12 protein-coding genes are annotated in these 16,243 nt (G+C 70.7%); 5 read left to right on the top strand and 7 right to left on the bottom strand.

Going from position 1 to position 16,243, the window contains the following annotated elements:
• Positions 1–219, top strand: a 219-nt coding sequence (locus PKD89_RS01060) for a hypothetical protein (RefSeq protein ID WP_324332218.1), incomplete at its 5' end; no start/stop codon positions are given.
• A 21-nt stretch (positions 220–240) separates the two neighbouring features.
• Here the strand turns inward: PKD89_RS01060 and nadD are convergent.
• On the bottom strand, positions 241–822 hold the full coding sequence (nadD, locus tag PKD89_RS01055; protein WP_287377658.1) for a nicotinate-nucleotide adenylyltransferase: 582 nt from the start codon (positions 820–822) through the stop codon (positions 241–243).
• 209 nt (positions 823–1,031) lie between these two features.
• On the opposite strand from nadD, the gene PKD89_RS01050 reads away from it, so the two are divergent.
• Positions 1,032–2,429 carry a class II 3-deoxy-7-phosphoheptulonate synthase gene (locus PKD89_RS01050; protein ID WP_289010708.1) on the top strand — a complete coding sequence of 466 codons (1,398 nt, stop codon included), beginning with the start codon at positions 1,032–1,034 and terminating at the stop codon, positions 2,427–2,429.
• Between the two features lie 41 nt (positions 2,430–2,470).
• On the opposite strand, the gene PKD89_RS01045 is transcribed toward PKD89_RS01050, so the two are convergent.
• The 3 genes from PKD89_RS01045 to PKD89_RS01035 all read right to left on the bottom strand — a co-directional run bounded on the left by PKD89_RS01045 (position 2,471) and on the right by PKD89_RS01035 (position 6,779).
• Entirely contained in the window at positions 2,471–4,243 is a 1,773-nt protein-coding gene (locus tag PKD89_RS01045) for a sulfatase family protein (RefSeq protein WP_289010709.1), read from the bottom strand.
• Between the two features lie 87 nt (positions 4,244–4,330).
• Positions 4,331–4,762 carry an LPXTG cell wall anchor domain-containing protein gene (locus PKD89_RS01040; RefSeq protein WP_289010710.1) on the bottom strand — a complete coding sequence of 144 codons (432 nt, stop codon included), beginning with the start codon at positions 4,760–4,762 and terminating at the stop codon, positions 4,331–4,333.
• A gap of 103 nt (positions 4,763–4,865) precedes the next feature.
• Positions 4,866–6,779, bottom strand: a complete 1,914-nt coding sequence (locus PKD89_RS01035) for a hypothetical protein (RefSeq protein WP_289010711.1) — start codon at positions 6,777–6,779, stop codon at positions 4,866–4,868.
• Between the two features lie 141 nt (positions 6,780–6,920).
• Here PKD89_RS01035 and PKD89_RS01030 point away from each other — a divergent pair, with 141 nt between their 5' ends.
• Genes PKD89_RS01030 through PKD89_RS01020 form a run of 3 tightly spaced genes read left to right on the top strand, consistent with a single transcriptional unit; the run spans position 6,921 to position 13,419 of the window.
• A complete protein-coding gene (locus PKD89_RS01030; protein ID WP_287389497.1) occupies positions 6,921–7,643 on the top strand; it encodes a class I SAM-dependent methyltransferase in 723 nt (240 codons plus the stop codon).
• Entirely contained in the window at positions 7,640–11,656 is a 4,017-nt protein-coding gene (locus PKD89_RS01025; RefSeq protein WP_289010712.1) for an alpha-(1->3)-arabinofuranosyltransferase domain-containing protein, read from the top strand. The genes PKD89_RS01030 and PKD89_RS01025 overlap by 4 nt, the downstream gene beginning before the upstream one ends.
• Positions 11,653–13,419 carry a lipopolysaccharide biosynthesis protein gene (locus PKD89_RS01020; RefSeq protein ID WP_289010713.1) on the top strand — a complete coding sequence of 589 codons (1,767 nt, stop codon included), beginning with the start codon at positions 11,653–11,655 and terminating at the stop codon, positions 13,417–13,419. The genes PKD89_RS01025 and PKD89_RS01020 overlap by 4 nt, the downstream gene beginning before the upstream one ends.
• Here the strand turns inward: PKD89_RS01020 and PKD89_RS01015 are convergent.
• From PKD89_RS01015 to PKD89_RS01005, 3 genes are read right to left on the bottom strand one after another with little or no spacing between them, the layout of a single operon-like run.
• Complete coding sequence (locus PKD89_RS01015) at positions 13,413–14,348, bottom strand: sulfotransferase family protein (protein WP_289010714.1); 936 nt, start codon at positions 14,346–14,348, stop codon at positions 13,413–13,415. The genes PKD89_RS01020 and PKD89_RS01015 overlap by 7 nt on opposite strands.
• Complete coding sequence (locus PKD89_RS01010) at positions 14,345–15,352, bottom strand: hypothetical protein (RefSeq protein WP_289010715.1); 1,008 nt, start codon at positions 15,350–15,352, stop codon at positions 14,345–14,347. Before PKD89_RS01010 ends, PKD89_RS01015 begins: the two co-directional genes overlap by 4 nt.
• Positions 15,340–16,212 (bottom strand): class I SAM-dependent methyltransferase, encoded by an 873-nt coding sequence (locus PKD89_RS01005; protein ID WP_289010716.1) that lies wholly within the window; start codon positions 16,210–16,212, stop codon positions 15,340–15,342. The genes PKD89_RS01010 and PKD89_RS01005 overlap by 13 nt, the downstream gene beginning before the upstream one ends.
• Positions 16,213–16,243 lie beyond the last annotated feature (31 nt).

Genomic DNA, 16,243 nt, shown 5'->3' with positions numbered 1-16,243 from the left:
GTCACCGGCGTCGTAACGCTCGACGCGACCGTCATCGAGGTCGAAGACGGCGGCAGGGCCATCGATGGCACGTGGGCCATCGATGACGGGGAGATCGTCGATGAGAGCAAACTCGTCGCTGTCATCGGGGGCCGGGACATACACGGCGGTCGGCGCCTCGGGAAGTTCGCGTTCGTTCAGCGCTGTACCCCCAGCGGCTCAGCACTCACGCGGGGTTGATCTGCCCGTTCGGGGGCGGCCTCAACTGGCATTGGCACCATCGTAGAGCCCCCAGCCGGCGACGAGTGAAACCACGCCGGGTGGACACAACACGTCGATGGGGCGGCCGTCGGCCACCCGACGCCGGATGCCGGTCGAGCTGACGTCGAGCTGTGGCACGCTCAATCGCCTCCTCACGCCCTCGACGGCCCAGCCCGGCCGGTCCACCACTGCCAGCTCGGCCAGAGAGGCGAGCTCCTCGCTGCGATGCCATGTCTCGATTCCGGCGGCGGCGTCCGCCCCCATGATCAGCGTCGGGGCCAGCTCACTGCGGCAGCGGGCGAGACGCTCGAGCGTCTCGACGGTGTAACTCGGCCCCGGCGGCTCAAACTCGATCGCCGACGCCACGACGCCCTCGAGCCCCTCGGTCGCCGAACGAACCATGGCCAGACGCCGTTCGGGCGCCGAGATCACCCGGCCGGCCTTTTGCCAGGGCGTGTGGGCGACGACCAGCCACACCTCATCCAACTCGAGTTGGTCCCGCGCCTCCACCGCCACGATCAGATGGCCGATGTGCGGGGGGTCGAAGGTGCCGCCCAACAACCCGATGCGACGTTGAGTCATCATGTCCACACTACGGGCCATCACGGCAATTTTCTTGGCGGTGGAAACCTGGACGGCCGTCAGGGTCGCCGCAGCTACCGAACGCCGGGTTGGATCGGTAGCTTGGATGGACTCCCCGCCTCCCCTCTCCCTCTCCCCTTCCCCCCTCTCCGCCGTCCCTTCCCCCGCCCCATCTCCCCCAAACGGGATCCAGATCCCCGAGGAGCACCGTGACGCCCCCAATTGCGACCGACGAATCCCCAGCCGAGGCCGCCTCGCTCCCTGCATGGAGCCCGTCGAGCTGGCGGGACCGCCCGGCCGGCCAGCAGCCGGAATGGGAGAGCGAAGCTGCGCTGAGCGCCGTGAACGACAAGCTCGCCGCTGCGCCGCCGCTGGTGATCCCGGGCGAGACCCGGCAGCTGTCCGCCTCGCTGGCCGAAGTGGCGCAGGGCCGAGCCTTTCTGCTCCAGGCCGGCGACTGCGCCGAGAGCTTCGATTCGGCCAACCCGCAGAGCATCGAGCGGCGGTTACGGGTCATCTTGCAGATGGCGATCGTCCTCACCCACTCCGCCGGGGTCCCGGTGGTCAAGCTCGGCCGCATTGCCGGGCAGTACGCCAAGCCCCGATCGTCGAGCCACGAGACCAAGGACGACCTCAGCCTGCCCAGCTTTCGCGGCCACATCGTCAACCTGCCTGAATTCGAAACGGAGGCCCGCCGGTCCGACCCGCGCCGCATCGACGAGGCCTACCAGCACGCCGCCACCACCTTGAACCTGCTACGGGCGATGACCCAGGGCGGCTACGCCGACCTGGCCAAGGTGCACCAGTGGAACGAGGCGTTCGTTGCGGCCACCGGGGTGGGCCGGCGCTACGAGTCACTCGCCGACGAGATCGACCGAGCCCTGCGCTTCATGGAGGCGTGCGGTCTGGACACCGACGATGTGCCCCAGTTGCACGAGGCCACGCTGTACACCAGCCACGAGGGGTTGATCCTCGACTACGAGGAGGCGATGACCCGGCTCGACCCCGAGACCGGCGACTACTACAACACCTCCGCCCACTCGGTCTGGATCGGCGAGCGCACCCGCGAGCTCGCCGGTGCCCACGTCGAGTTCTTCTCGGGCATCGCCAACCCGATCGGCACCAAAGTGGGCCCGACGGCCACACCGGGCGAGGTGGTGGAGCTTTGCCAAGCCCTCGACCCACACCGGGTGCCCGGCCGGTTGACCCTCATCGCCCGCATGGGTGCGAATCTCGTCACCGAGCGCCTCGGCCCGCTCGTCGAGGCGGTGGCCGAATCGGGTCACCAGGTGATCTGGGCCACCGACCCGATGCACGGCAACACCTTCACCGCTCCCTCCGGACGCAAGACCCGGCACTTCGACGCTGTCGAGGCCGAGATTCGCGGGTTCTTCGAGGTGCACCGACGCCTGGGCACCTGGCCCGGCGGCATCCACGTCGAGCTGACCGGCGACGATGTCACCGAGTGCCTGGGCGGCTCCGAGGAGCTGTCCGACGAACAGCTGGGGCTGCGGTACGAGACGATGTGCGACCCTCGGCTGAACGCCCGCCAGAGCGTCGACCTGGCCTTTCGAGTCGCCGAGCTGTTGCGCGAACAGCAGGGCTGACCCACCGGGACACGCAGGGTCCGGATCACCCGACGGCCGGCTTACCCCTGCGCGTCGTCGGGAACGACCGCACGGTCGCAGACCGGCCCGGCGCACTGGCGAAGGTCGGTCACCAACTGGGCCATCTCGCTCACCAGGGGGGTGCGCTCCGGGTCGAGCACCAGGTTTGTCAGCTGCTCGGGATCCGTCTTCAGGTCATAGAGCTCGGTGCCCTGCAACCCGCCGCCGGTGTACTCGATGTAGCTGTAGCGGTTGGTGCGGATGCCCTGATACTGCGGCCGGAACGGCGCCGGGGGCTGAAAGCCCTCCAGAAGAATCGGCCGATCCCAGGCGACGGCGGGGTTGGCCATCAGCGGTGCCAGGCTGCGCCCGTCCATCTGCCGCAGCTGCGTTGCGTCGGCGACGTCGAGGATCGTCGGGCCCAGGTCGACGTTGGCGACCACCGAATCGACCTCGACCCCCTTGGCGACGCCGGGGCCGCGCATCAGCAGCGGAACGGCCAGGCTCTCCTCCCAGGGGTAGTACTTGCCCTGGTACTCGCGATGCTCACCGTGGAAGTACCCGTTGTCCGAGGTGAACACCACCAGGGTGTCGTCGGCCACGCCCAGCTGGTCGAGCCGGTCGAGCAACCGGCTGACGCCCTCGTCCACCGCCAGCAGCGACTCCAGCTCGGCCTGATAGTTGCGGGTGATGTCCTCGGTGCGGGCGGCATCGATCTCAGGCCGCCACGGGGGAACGACCTGTCCGGCGGTCGACGACCCGAAGTTGGCCTTCTCGGGGAGCGGCTCATCGGCGAACTTGCCCTCGTCGCGCGGTGCGGGGGTGGGCGAGATGATGTTGAACGCAGTGTTGGCCTGCTCGATGTCGTCGCGGACGATGCTCGGGTTCTCGCGATACTTCTTGAGGGTGTAGCCGAACTTGGCGTGCGGGGCGAGGTAGCTGACGTTGACCAGCCAGGGCGCGTCGCTCGCCTCACCCTCATCGATCTGCTCGAGGGCGAGGTCGGTCAACACGTCGGTCTGGTACAGGGTCTTGTCGTCCTCGTCGTAGGTGTCGATCACCCCGTTGTCGTTGATCGAAAACCCGAAGTAGCGGCCGGTCGACGGGTCGATCAGCGCCCGGAAGTCGTCCCAGCCGGCGGGGATCTCGGTCGGATTCCCCACGCCATAACCGTTGAGGTACTTGCCGACATGGGCGGTGTGGTAGCCCGCCTTCTGCAGTGCGGCGGGGAACGCGGTGTCCCAGTCCTCAAACCGGGTGAACCCACCGGTGGGCAGCGCATTCCACAGCACTCCGTTGTTGTGGGCGTACTGACCGGAGTAGTAGGTGGCTCGGCTCGGGCAACACAGCGGATAGCTGGTGACGCTGTTGGTGAACGTCGTGCCCTCGCCGCCGATGCGGGCGTTGACCGCCGTGAGCACCCGCATGGCCTCAACCGTCTGGTCGTCGGTCATGATCATCAGCAGGTTGGGCTGGTCGACCGACTCGGCGACCTCCACCCCGTCGGGCAACGGCGGAGGCTTGGCCGTGCTCGTCGGTGCCACCGTGGTACTGGTTGCACCCGTACTCACGCCATCTTGACCATCGCCACGCGAGGTGGGCGCCGCCTCGACGTCCTGGCGGGCGGCCGCCCCTGGGGGCCCTGGGGTGATCACGGGAACGCCGCCCTCGCTGCCACAGGCGACGACGACCACCATGGCCAGCGCAAGAACCCCCACCGTCATCAGGGTGGCCGTGCGTCCGGACCTGACACCGGTGGGCGGGGAGGCCAGGTGACGGGGGGACCGTGTCCTTGAGTGGTCTGGAGTGCTCATGCAGTGGGGCAGGCTAGCGCCCTGGCGGCGGGGTGGGGATCGCCTCCAAGCCGCCGGGCATCCGCCCGGCCGAGCAACGCTGAGGCCTCAGACCTGCTTGCGGCGGCGAGCGCCGAGCACCAGCGCACTGCCGACGAGCACCACGGCGGCGGCGACGATCGCAATCGTGCTCGCCGAGGTACCGGTGTTGCCCAGTTGGCCGGCGTACGGTGCCTGAGCGGTGCCGGAGACCACCGGGTAGGCCGCCGGGGCGACACCGGTCGTGCCTCCGCCGGTCGTACCCGGAGAGGCGATCGGGGCTCCCGGACCCTGACTCGGAGGATTGACCGGGCTGGTCGGCGGTTTGGCCGGGGAATCGGTTGCTGCACCATCGGGCGAAACACCACCGTCCGCGCCAGGACCACCATCGACGCCGGCGCCGCCGGAGTCGTATCCCTGGGCTCCGGCTGTGCCGGCGACGACCAACCCTCCGAGGGCCAGTGCCGCCACGGCGACAAGCCGAGCAATCGATGCACTCATACGACGCTTGCTCGGGCTGACAGTCATGTTCCCCTACCGGTGTGATTGGTAGGTCGACGGCGACTCGCCCCCGACCGCTTACAACTGAACGTGAGTGTATTCATTATTCCGGTGGCGATTCAAGCACGATGGACGCTCGGGTTGGCTCGGCGCGGCTGCGCCGCCACGCCCAGAGCGCAGCGAGGAGCAACACGACCTGATTCATTGCGGTGATCGGGGCCGGGGGGAACCACGCCCAACCGGCCCGAGCGGGGATCACGAGCCGTCCGGCCGGGCCGGACGGGACGGGGCCGGCCCCGTTTCCGGCCAGCCCCGTTCTCCACCCCGGCGATGCGGCGTCGACGACGACCCTCTGTTGTCCCGGCGACGTCCGCCGCCACCATCCGGGCCACGGCGAGGTCGCCCGCGCCGGGTCCGACCCGCCGGTCACCCGGTAGAGCGCGACCGACCGATCGATCACGACCGGCTCCAGGCCCGGCTGCGAGGCGAGGTCCGGGTACGACGGCCCGCCCGCGACCGCCGGCACGACCAGCCAGCGGACCCCGGCCCGGCGCAGCTGGCGCACCAGGGCGCCCCGCCGGCCGCCGGCGTAGGCGTCCAACGCCGGTCCGATGACGTCCATCCTGGGGTCCACCTCCACGGTGGGGCCCTTTTTGGCGTCGGAGGAGATCACGGTGTCCACCCCGAGGTAGTCCGGCCACGGGTTGTAGGCGCGACGCACGTCGCCCACCGCCCAAAATGCGTAGTTGGAAGCCGGCGCCGTCGTCGCCGTTCCCGGTTCGGCCCGGACCGCCGAGCGCACCTCGGCCCAAGCGTCGGGTAGATCCACCCCTCGCAGTTGGCCCTCCATGCCCCAGGCCTGGGGTGCGACGAGCACCAAGGCGAGCGCCAGCGGCGTCACCGTCGCCAGTGGTTGCAACACCGACCAACGATCGCCGACCCAACGGGCACCCCAGGCCAGCCCGGGCACGATGACCAGCCAGGCGATCAGAAACAGTCGATGCGGCTCGCGGGCCAGGTTGAACGGCTGCACCTCGGAGATGGCAGCCCACAGGCGGGCGGTCACGTCGAAGAGCCCGCTCAGCGGAAGGAGCACGCCGATCGCCAGGGCGAGAGCGACGCTCCAGCCCCGGGCGACCCGCTCGATCGCATCCGTCCCGCCGGTCCGCCGGTTGACGACCAGGCCGATCACCGCCAGCGCGCCGACGACCAGCCCCAACACCGACCCCCAGGTGCCGGGCAGCGGCACCGAGCCCGCCTCGGTGTGGAAGTAGCCCTCGCCGATCACCAACCGGGCCGGCGCCGCCCACCCGGACAGCGCCAGCCGAAAACCGCCGCCACCAGGCTGGTCAAAGCCGACCGCAGCCGCCACCGCCACCCCTGGCACCAACCACAACGACTGGGCCACCACGATCGCAGCCGCCCCCCGGAGGCGAGCCGCCCACCCGCCCGGCGTTCCCGTCGTCACGCCGATCACCGCCAGGACGGGCACCAGCGCCAACACGATCGTGCCCGACAGGTAGCCGCCGCACGCCGCGAGGAGCGACCACAGGAACGCCCGCGCCGGGGAGCGAGCGTTGCCCGCCATGGCGGGCAACGCCCAGGGGATCACCGCAGCCGCCCACAACAACCCGAGGTGTCCAACCGCCAAGCGGCCCATCAGGAACGGGCCGAAGGCGTACAGCAGGCCGGCGCCCAGCGCCGTCAGCGTTCCGAGCGAGGCCAGGCGACGGGCCATGCCGGCGGTCGCCGCCGCCAACAGCACGATCACCAGGACCTTCATCACGAGTGCGGAGGCACCCCAGGGCGAGCCGAGTGCCCCCAACAGGGTGAAGGCACCGCGCCGCGGGACGTCGGGACCGATCCCCAACAACACGGTGGGGATGGGGAGGTGGGGCAACACGGACTGATCGAGGTTGAGCCAGGCGCCCCGGTTGAGCCCCGGGCCGATGACGACGACTGCGCCGACCGCACCGGCCGCCCACGGCAACCATCGTTGGGGGGTCGGCGCCTGCACGGGTAGTGACCGTAACCGCCGCCGGTCCCGCCGACCGTCGCGTCGATCAGAAGGGGAACCGCCGACCTTGACTACGGTTGCCACCCGGTGACCGCCCTAGCCGAGGTGACGAATCGAGCCCCCTCCGCGAGCGCCGTGAGCATGCTGCGACGCTTCTTCTCGGAACGGGATGACCCCGAACCGTTCTACGACGAGCTGGCGCGGCGCGCGCTCGATCGGTTTCCGGTACCGGTCGACGGCCTACGGATCGCCGACGTGGCCTGCGGAACCGGGCAGTTCACCGCCGCCCTCGAGGAGCGGGGAGCCCGCTGCGTGGCGATCGACCTCGACCGCGCCGACATCGGGGCGGCGGCGGCGCGAGGCCTGGGCGCCGCCTGGGCCGACGCCCGCTGGCTGCCGCTGGGCGATGCGTCGGTCGATGGCGTCGTGTGTTCCAACCTGCTCGAGCACACCCCCGATCCGGGCTCGGCCCTGGCCGAGATCGCCCGGGTGCTCAAGCCCGGCGGATGGGCCTGGGTGAGCTGGACCCTGTGGTGGTCACCGTGGGGCGGCCATGCGATCGCCCCATTCCACCTGCTGGGTCCCCGCTTGGGTGCCAGCGTTCGGGCCCGTCTGCTCGGGCCGCCGACCGGCAAGAACCTGCCCTTCGAGCGGCTCTGGCCAACCCACGCCGGATCGGTGCTCCGCCTGACCGGTCAGGTCGACGAGCTGGTCCTCACCGACTGCTACCCCCGCTACTGGCCGTCCCAACGTTGGCTGATGTCGGTGCCGCTGCTGCGTGAGGTCGCCGGGTGGAACGCCGTCCTGCTGCTCAACAAGACCCGCCACGGCCGTCCGGGAACGCCCGGCCGCCCCGAGCGATGAACCCACCCGAGGCGCACGAACACCCCACACCGACGGCCAGGTCGATCGGCAGCCGCGTCCCGCTGCGATTCCCTCGTCTGCCGCTGCTCGTGTGGGTCGCCCTGGGCACCTTCGCCCTCGCCTTCGTCGCTGCGGCCATCAGCTCCCCCGGCCGTTACGTGGCCGACGCCCGCTTCGAGATCTACTGGGGCACCGGGCGCTACCTACGCAGCCAACTCTCCCTCTGGGACGGCGTTCGCAACCTGGGTCGCCCCAACCCCTACTTCAGCCCGGTCATCGGCGCGTTCGTCGGTGGGTTGCGACTGATGGGCTTGTCGCCGGCGTGGGCCGAGCGCGTGCTGCACGCGTCGATGATCTCCCTCGGCGCCACCGGTGCTGCCGCTGTGGTGGCCCAGCACCGCCCGAAGGACCGCACCGCCATCGTGCTCGCTGCACTCGTGTTCGGGTTCAACCCGGTCGTCGCGGAGTTTCTCGTCCCGTCGGGCATCTTCTTTCACTACGCGCTGGCCCCCTGGCTGGTGTGGTGCGTCCGGGGGGCGCTGGTCGGCGACCCCCTCGAAACCAACCCCAGCCCGTGGCGCTGGCCGGCCCGCACGGCGCTGATCGTCTTTGCGATGGGAGCCGTCAACTCGGCCAGCCTGATCTACGCCTTCCTGCCGGCGGCGGTCGTCGCCGCCGCCATGGTGACCATCGAGGCGACCGGGGCGGCCGAACGCCGGGCCCGGCTGGGTGCACTGTGGGCGTTCATGTGGCGGGCGGCGCTCGCCAGCGCGGCGTGTGCCAGCGCGGCACTGATCGTGCTGGCGGTCAATGGGCCCGTCGTCGGCGCCAACCTGAGCGTGACCGAGTTGCCCGAAACGGTCAGTGCTCACTCCAGTTGGGCCGAGTCGCTTCGCGGCCTGGGCTATTGGCTGACCTACTTCGGGGGCGGTGGCACGACCCAGCCCCACCCATCGCCCTACGTCCTCCACCCGCTGGCGGCCGGCCTCAGCCTGCTGGTGCCCATCGTGTCGGTCGTCGCGCTGGTGCGCACCCGGTGGTACGGCGCCAGAACCTACGGGTGGATGCTGTTGATCGCACTGGTGGCGATGGTGGGGCTGTACCCGACCGACGGGCAGTACCCGCTCAGCCAGGCGCTGGCGTGGCTCTACGAGCAGGTGCCCACCTCCCGCCTCCTGCGCAACGGCTACAAGGCCGGGGCGGGGTGGGCACTGGCCAGCGCCGTGCTCGTCGCCATCGGCGTCAGCGACGCCGGCACCGCCTGGGCGCGGCGTCGCGCCGAAGGCAGGCGGGGCCGTGTCGCCGGGCGGAGCCACCCGGCACGGTGGCCCGGAGCGCTCGCTCCCCGCCCGATGTTGGCTGCGGGGGCGGCGGCGCTCGTGCTGCTCGCCGCCGTGCCGTTCTGGAGCGCCGACCTGTACCCCCCGGCGGAAACCGCCGAGGCCTTGCCCGCCTACTGGAACGAGGCCGCCGAGTATCTCAACGCCCTGCCCGACGACGGACGGGTGTTGATCCTCCCGGGAGCAAACCGCACCCGCTACCGGTGGGGCTACATCGGCGACGATCTGTTCGACGCGTTGTTGTCCCAGCCCCACGTGTCGCGCTCGACCCTTCCCCAGGGCACCCCGGAGGCGGCCGACCTGCTCGACGCCGTCGACCGCTACATCTCGAGCGCCCGCTTCGAACCCGGCGTGATCGGGCCGATCCTGGCCCGCATGGGGATCCGGTGGGTCGTGCTGCGCAACGATCTCGACTGGCAGGAGATGGGCGCCCCCAGGCCGGTGTCGTTCAACGGGCTCCGCGCCGACCCCGACCTGCGACCGGTGGCCACCTTCGGAGCCGCCGGCGAGAACGTCGCCGACCCCGACCGACCCGCGGCCGCCGAACCCACGCCGGAGGAGGCCCAGGGGCTCACGCCGGTCGAGGTGTTCGAGGTGATCGACTCGCCGGGCATGGTTCGCGTCGATCCCCGCCCCCCCCTGCTCGTCGCCGGTTCGGGCGAGAGCTGGCCGGGGCTGGCCTCCCAGGGCAGCCTGGATGCCGACGGACCGGTCCGTTACCTGCCGACGATGTCGACGGCAACCACGGCCGACCTGCTCGAGAAGGGATCGTCGTTGGTGATCACCGACGGCAACCGTCGGCGGGTGCAGCGCGGCACCGCCGAACAGAACTTCCTGTCGCCGGTGCTGCCCGAGGGCGCCGACGGTGTCGACCGACCCGCCAGGCCCCTCTTCGGCGGCGCCGGCGAGCAGACCGTCGCCGACTACGGCGACGCCTCGGCGATCACCGCCACCGCGTACGGGGCCCCCAATCAGACCTTCCCTCTGACCTATCGGCCCTCGAACGCCGCCGACGACAACCCGCGCACCGCCTGGGCGGTGGCCGGCATTCGGGATCCAAGGGGCGAATCGCTGACGATCGACTTGAAGAAACCGACCAAGATCGACCGAGCATCGATCTCCCAGGTGCGGAACCCGGCCGACACCCCGACGATCGCGCGGATGAGCGTCATCGACGACCAGGGGCGCTCGGTCGCCTACGACCTCGGACCGGCGACGACGAGCATCAACCTGCCCGGCCGCGAGGTCAGCTCGCTGACCTTCCGCATCGACGCGGTCAACGCCCAGAGCCCCCTCGCGGTCGGTATCAGCGAGCTCGCACTGTTCGATGCCAACTCCCAGCGCCTCGACCTGGCCGAGCGCCTGGTGATGCCCTCGCTGCCCGACGTCGACGGCGCCGGCGCTGCCGCCCGCTACCTGATCGACCGGTCGGCGATCGGCGCCCCCCTCGTCGAGGAGCCCGGCCTGCGCCGGCGCTTCGAGACGGCCGACGGCGCCCGAACCTACGCGGCGCGGGTCTGGGCCCGGGCCGGCGCCGACACCCCCGACGTGGTGATCGACAACCTCGACAACCGCGAGGTGGGCGCGTACGGATCATCACGGTTCCGCGATGAGCTGTCGGCCAGCGGTTCCGGAGCGGTCGACGCCAGCGGGGACGATCTGGGCAGCTCGTGGCGCGCACCACCGATCAGCGGCGAAACCCTGTCGCTTCGGCTGCCCGCCCAGGAGGTGTCCTCGCTGTCGCTGATCACCCCGGGCGGCGAAGACCTGGCGACGTCGTCGATCGACAGCGTGAGCGTGTCGGGCTACCTGGACGACGCCCCGATCTACGCCAACGTGGCGGCCACGACCGAGCGTCGCTGCGCACCCGAGCTGTCGACGCTGGCCGGTCGCTGCCTGGCCCGCACCGACATCGAGCTGCCGGCTCAAGGGGTCGACCGGGTCGTGATCAGGGTCGGGAAGGTGACTGCGGCGGCCGACGCCTCAGGGACGCTCCCGATCGAGATCAACGAGGTGGGCATCAACGGCCGGATCGGATTTGGCAAGCTGGGCGAGCGCCGCGACGCCGGCGCCTGCACGCCCGTGCTGAGCATTGACGGCGTCGAGCTGGCCGTGCGTCTGAAGGCCACCCGGGCCGAGCTGTTGGCTCAGCCGAACGAGCTGGAGGTGTGCGACGAGGTCGGGCTGAAGCCCGGCACCCACGAGCTGGAGACCACGCTTGGCGGTCTTGGCCTCGTCGACCGGGTGGCGCTCGTGCCAAGCGAACTGACACGGGCCGACGCCGACACGACAACTTCGGATTCGACGACGAACGATCGCGCGAAGCTCACCAACCTGGGCCGCACCACGGTGGGGGCCGACCTCGACCTGGAGGGCCCGGCCCAGGTGATCATCGGCCAGGCGGCCGGGGCCGGGTGGTCGGCCAGCTTCGACGGTGCCAGCTCGCAGCGCTCGGAAATCCTCGACACGATGGCCGGCTGGACCATCGTCGACCCGCCCGACGGCGAGCTGCCGGCAACGATGGTGGCGGTCTATACCCCCCAACGCATCTATTCGATCGCTCTCGGGATCAGCCTGCTTGCGGTCACCGTCGCCGCAGTGACCGCCGTGCGTCGCAACGCAGCCCGACCACCACGGCCGGCCCGCCGTCGTCTGCCCGGACGAAATCGATGAGCGCCGCCAACCGGAGCGGGCGCGCTGCGACCGCCGTCGGCCACGCCGTGCGTTCGGGTGTTCCGACGATCGCCAGGATGTTCCTTTCGGCGCTGGGAGGTTGGCTGATCGCCGGGTGGCTCGGTGCCCTGTTCGGGGCCCTCGGCGCGCTGGTGGCGGGGCTTTCGGGCGAGCTTGCCGGCGCCTATGTGGTCGCCGGGGCGGTCCTGACCGGCGCCGCCACCCTGTTCGAGGCCCGCTACGGCGGCGCATTCGCCTCCGCCCGCTTCGTGCGGGAGCGGCCTCTGGCCGGCGACGTCGGACGCTTCACCGGCGTGTTGTTGCTGGCCTGGCTCATCGCCGCCCGACCCCGTTGGCGCTCGGCCGCCGAAGCGAAGGGCGAACCGTCAACGGGGGACCCCGGCCGACCGTCGTCGGCTCTCCGCGACGCTGTGGTGCCCGGCCGGAGCAAGGGGGCCAAACAGCGGGCCCACCTCGTCTTCGGCTCGGCCTGGGTGATGCTGGGATTTCTGGCCCAAGCGGTCACCGGGGTGGGATTCTGGGTGCTGGCCGCCCGGCTGTACGACCAGGTGGACGTCGGGGTGGCCTCGGGCCTGTTCACCTCGCTCCAGTTCGTCAACTACGCCTCCGCGCTCGGGCTACAGGAGCTCCTGAGCCGCTACCGGCCCGAAACCCGGGGTGACCCGTTGCTGGGCTGGTCGACGCTGGCGACCGTCGCCAGCTCGATCGTCGGAACCCTCGCCTTTCTGGCCATCGTCACCGCCCAGTCGGGTTCCAACTCCGCCCTGTCCGCCCTGACCACCGCCGGCCCGACCGCAGTCGCCGGCTTCGCTGCGGTTGCGGCGGCCAACTCGATCGCCGCCCTCGCCGACGCCCGCTTGATGTGGGCGCGGCGCTGGAGTTGGGTGTTCTGGCGTCTCACCCTGGCGGGAGCGGTACGCCTTCCGCTCGTGCTCGTGCCCAGCATGGTCCTGGGTGACGACGCGTCGCTCCACCACGTCGGCGTGTGGCTGTTCTTCGTCATGGCTGCCCCGATTGCGTTCTCCGGCCTGATCACGCTGGGGCTGCTGGGCCGGGCGGGCAATCCCCGCCCGTCGCTCGCCGTCCCCGACGGCGGATGGTCCCAGCCGCTGCACTACGCCGGGGTGAACTACCTGTCGCACCTGGCGATCCTTGCGCCGCAGTTCATCTTGCCGGTGATCGTGTTCATCAACGTTCGGCCGGTCACGTACGCCAACTTTTTCCTCGCCTGGTCGATCGCAGCGGTGGCCTTCATCCTGCCGGTGACGATCGGCCGCGTGCTGCTCGTCGAGGGCAGCCGGGACAGCGCCGAGACCGGCACCACCCGTCAGGCCATCCTGCTGGCGGTCGGGGCGATGATCGTTGCCACGATCGGAGCCGGTCTGCTCGCCCTCCTGCTGCCGAGCATCTACGGAGCCAGCTACACCGAGGCCGGCCGCATCCTTCCCTGGTTGGTCGCCGGGGGGATCCCATGGTCGGTCACCTCGATCGCCCTCGCCCGGGCCCGGGTGCTCTCCGACTCGATCTCGATCGTCGTGATGACCGCGTTCGCCGCGGTGAGCGTGTTGGGCCTGGCGATGGCCCTGGTGCCCAGCCGCGAGCTGGACGGAGCGATCGCCGCCTGGGGTCTGGGCAACGCCGTCGCATCGGCGGTGGCGGTGGTGTTGGTGTCCGTCCGTACCCGCAACGCCGAGCCGATCGCCGCCGCACCGGTCGAGGTGGGGGTCGGGGTGGGTCAGTAGCCGTATCGACTGGCGACGGGGCCGGCGAGCAGCCGGGTCCAGGTCCGCAACGAGCGGGACGCCTCGTGGGTCCATTCGTCATCGTCGCGTAGCGTGATCGGCCCGGAATCGAACCGGTTGGGGTTACCCCAGGCCGCATGCCCGGATGCGGTCCACGTCGTCGTCGAGCGCCCCATCGCCACCTCGGGGTCGATGTCGATGCCCGCAAACTCGCCGATCGTCGCCAGGGTGGCCTCCGGGTCGGCGATCAGTTCCTCGTAGCGAACCCGCAGGTAGCGGTCGCCGCCGCCCCACAGTGCCTCGGCACCAAGGTTGGACACGTCGTAGTAGATCGCCGCCGACACCGGACCGCGGCGCTCCATCTCGTGGCCGACGCCAAAGCCGAGCTCCCTGCGGCGGCGACCCCACGAATAGGCGGTGGCCACCGGGTGGCGGACGAGATGGAGGAAGCGCAGGTCGAGTTCCGGTCGGGTATCGAGAATCGAGGAGTAATGCGGTTCCTTGGAGGAGTCGACGATCAGCCGAGCCCCGGTGACCTCGGCCAGGTTGAGGTACAGCGAGACGAGCCGCTCGGGGTAGGGACCCAGCCGGGCCGGCAGGCGCCTGCGCAGCCTGGGCACCCCCATCAGCGGCAGGTACCGGCTGTCGTAGCGGCGCCGGAGGGCAAACATCTCGTCGGCGACCTCGGCCAAGGCCGCGGGGCGGCCGCACGTCTCGGGGAAGGTGGCCTCGAGCACAGGGCCCCACACCGGACACCGCCCATGGCGCTCGCCACAGGCGCAGCGACCGCCGGCGCGAAGGGCGAACCACAGCCAGGTCACCTCGCCGGCGGCGACGACGCCGGGGACGTTGCCCAGCATCCGATCGAGCACGGTCGACCCGGTGCGCCCGGTGCCCCCCACGTAGAGGATCGGCACCGGAGCGGTCACGGCGTCGGCGCGCCGCCGGGCTCCAAGGCACCCGGGGTGGGCGCGCCGGACTGCGTGTCGGGGGTGGCGGCGCCTCTGGAGGGAACCGTCGTCTCGGCGCCGCCCCCGTCCTCGGTCCCGTCCTCGGTCCCGTCCTCGGACCCGTCCTTGGACCCGTTCTTGCCGCCTTGTCGCGTGCCGACCGGCTCGGTGCTCAGCGGCACGGCCACCACGTCGTCGATGGCGGAGCCGGACGGGTCCCCGGCCCGGACGAGGACGCCGACGCGCGTGCCCTCGCGCAGCTCGGGCACCACCTGGCGGCCGGACTCGATCCCGTTGACGTACACGATCACGTTCTCACCCTCGGTGCGCACCCCGAGCGTCACCTCACCTTCGGCCAGCGCCGAACCGATCTTTGACGGCTCGGCCCGTCGTCCGTCGACGGTGACGCCCAGCTGCACGGTCCCTCCGGCCGGGGCGAAGGTGACGCCGATGAAGTTGTTGGGCCCCTGATACCGGGTCACCAAGCCGGAACCGGCCACCGGGTCGAAGAACGTCGCCTGCACGAACTGGTCGGACACGCCGGTGTCGAGCAACGCCAGCGCATTGCCGCCGCCGACATCGGCATCGACCTTGGCGACCGCGCGGCCGCCCTCGACCGACCACTCGCCGGAGGCGACCTGCCAGGGACGTCCGGTGGCCGAGTTCTCCAGCTTGGCGCCGTCCGCTCGGCTGAACGCGTCGAAGCTGGTGCCCCGCACACGCCCCCCGACCTCCGGTTCGGAGGCCTGCAACGTCGACCGGGTCAGCAGCACTGCGATCACCGCCGTCACCGCCGCCAGGGCAATTGCGCCCCCGATCAACTGATAGAGCCAGGTACGGTCCGGGCCGTCGTCGAGTTGCTCGGGCTGCGCCGGGGTCTCCCCCACCGGCGCGTCCACCGGCGATTCGCTCTGTTCGTGTCCGGTGTCGGCATGGTCGGCGTCACCGTCCACCACCCCCCTGGAGCGCATCAGTAGGGCCATTCTCCCGACGGGTTACCGATGAGCTTGGTCACCGCGCCCAGCTTCAGCGTGATCAGCACCTTCACCAGCTGACACCAGGCGAAGTACGGCAGCTGGCCCAGCTGGCGGCCCAGGTTGGTAATCCGCCGCAACGGCCCCATCCGGTCACGTCGATACTCCGACATCGACTCGGATCGGCCCACGTAGCGGAACTCGCCCGAAAAGAACAGCACGGCGGCCTGGGCCAGCGTGACGCCTACGGCGTTGAAGCTGTCGTGGATCAGCATCGTGCCGCCGGGAGCCACCCGAGCACCCCAGGCGACGATGTCGTCGCGGGCGGGGGCGAAGCGGTGGGCGCCGTCGATGTAGAGCAGGTCGATCGGGCCCTCGACCTGGTCGAGCGCCCGATCGGAGAACTCGCGCACGTGGTGGACGCGGTCGCTCACCCCGGCCGCCTCCAGGTTGGACTTGAAGATCTCGTGATCGGAGGCCGCCTCGTCGGCGTACCCGTCAATCTCGTTGGGACCGCGATCGTTTCCCGCGTGCGGGTCGATCGCCACTACCTCGGTGCCCGACGGGGCGCCGGCGGCAAGAACGATCGTGGAACGACCCTGAAACGACCCGATCTCAACGATTCGCTGACCGGGATCGAGTACCCGCGCCGAGCGCCACAACAGAGCGGCCTGCCCAGGGGTCATCCATCCCCGCACCCCGGCGACCGCGTCGGTCACCTCGACGAAGCGCCCCGGCGCTTGGCGGCCGGTCGAATGCCGATCGACCGGGTCGGTCGGGTTCTGCGCGGCATCCGGAGCATGCTTGGCGTGTGGGGCGCTCGCTGCGTGAGCATCGATCTCTGCGTCCTGGGGGGATGCTGAGGTCATGTGGTTACCTCGAAGGTTGGGTGGTGGGCCT

Source organism: Candidatus Neomicrothrix sp., from assembly GCF_035329545.1.
GTDB classification, from domain to species: Bacteria; Actinomycetota; Acidimicrobiia; order Acidimicrobiales; family Microtrichaceae; genus Microthrix; species Microthrix subdominans.
The sequence above is the reverse complement of the archived record's forward strand: the minus strand, read 5'-3'. Positions and strand labels throughout refer to the sequence as shown.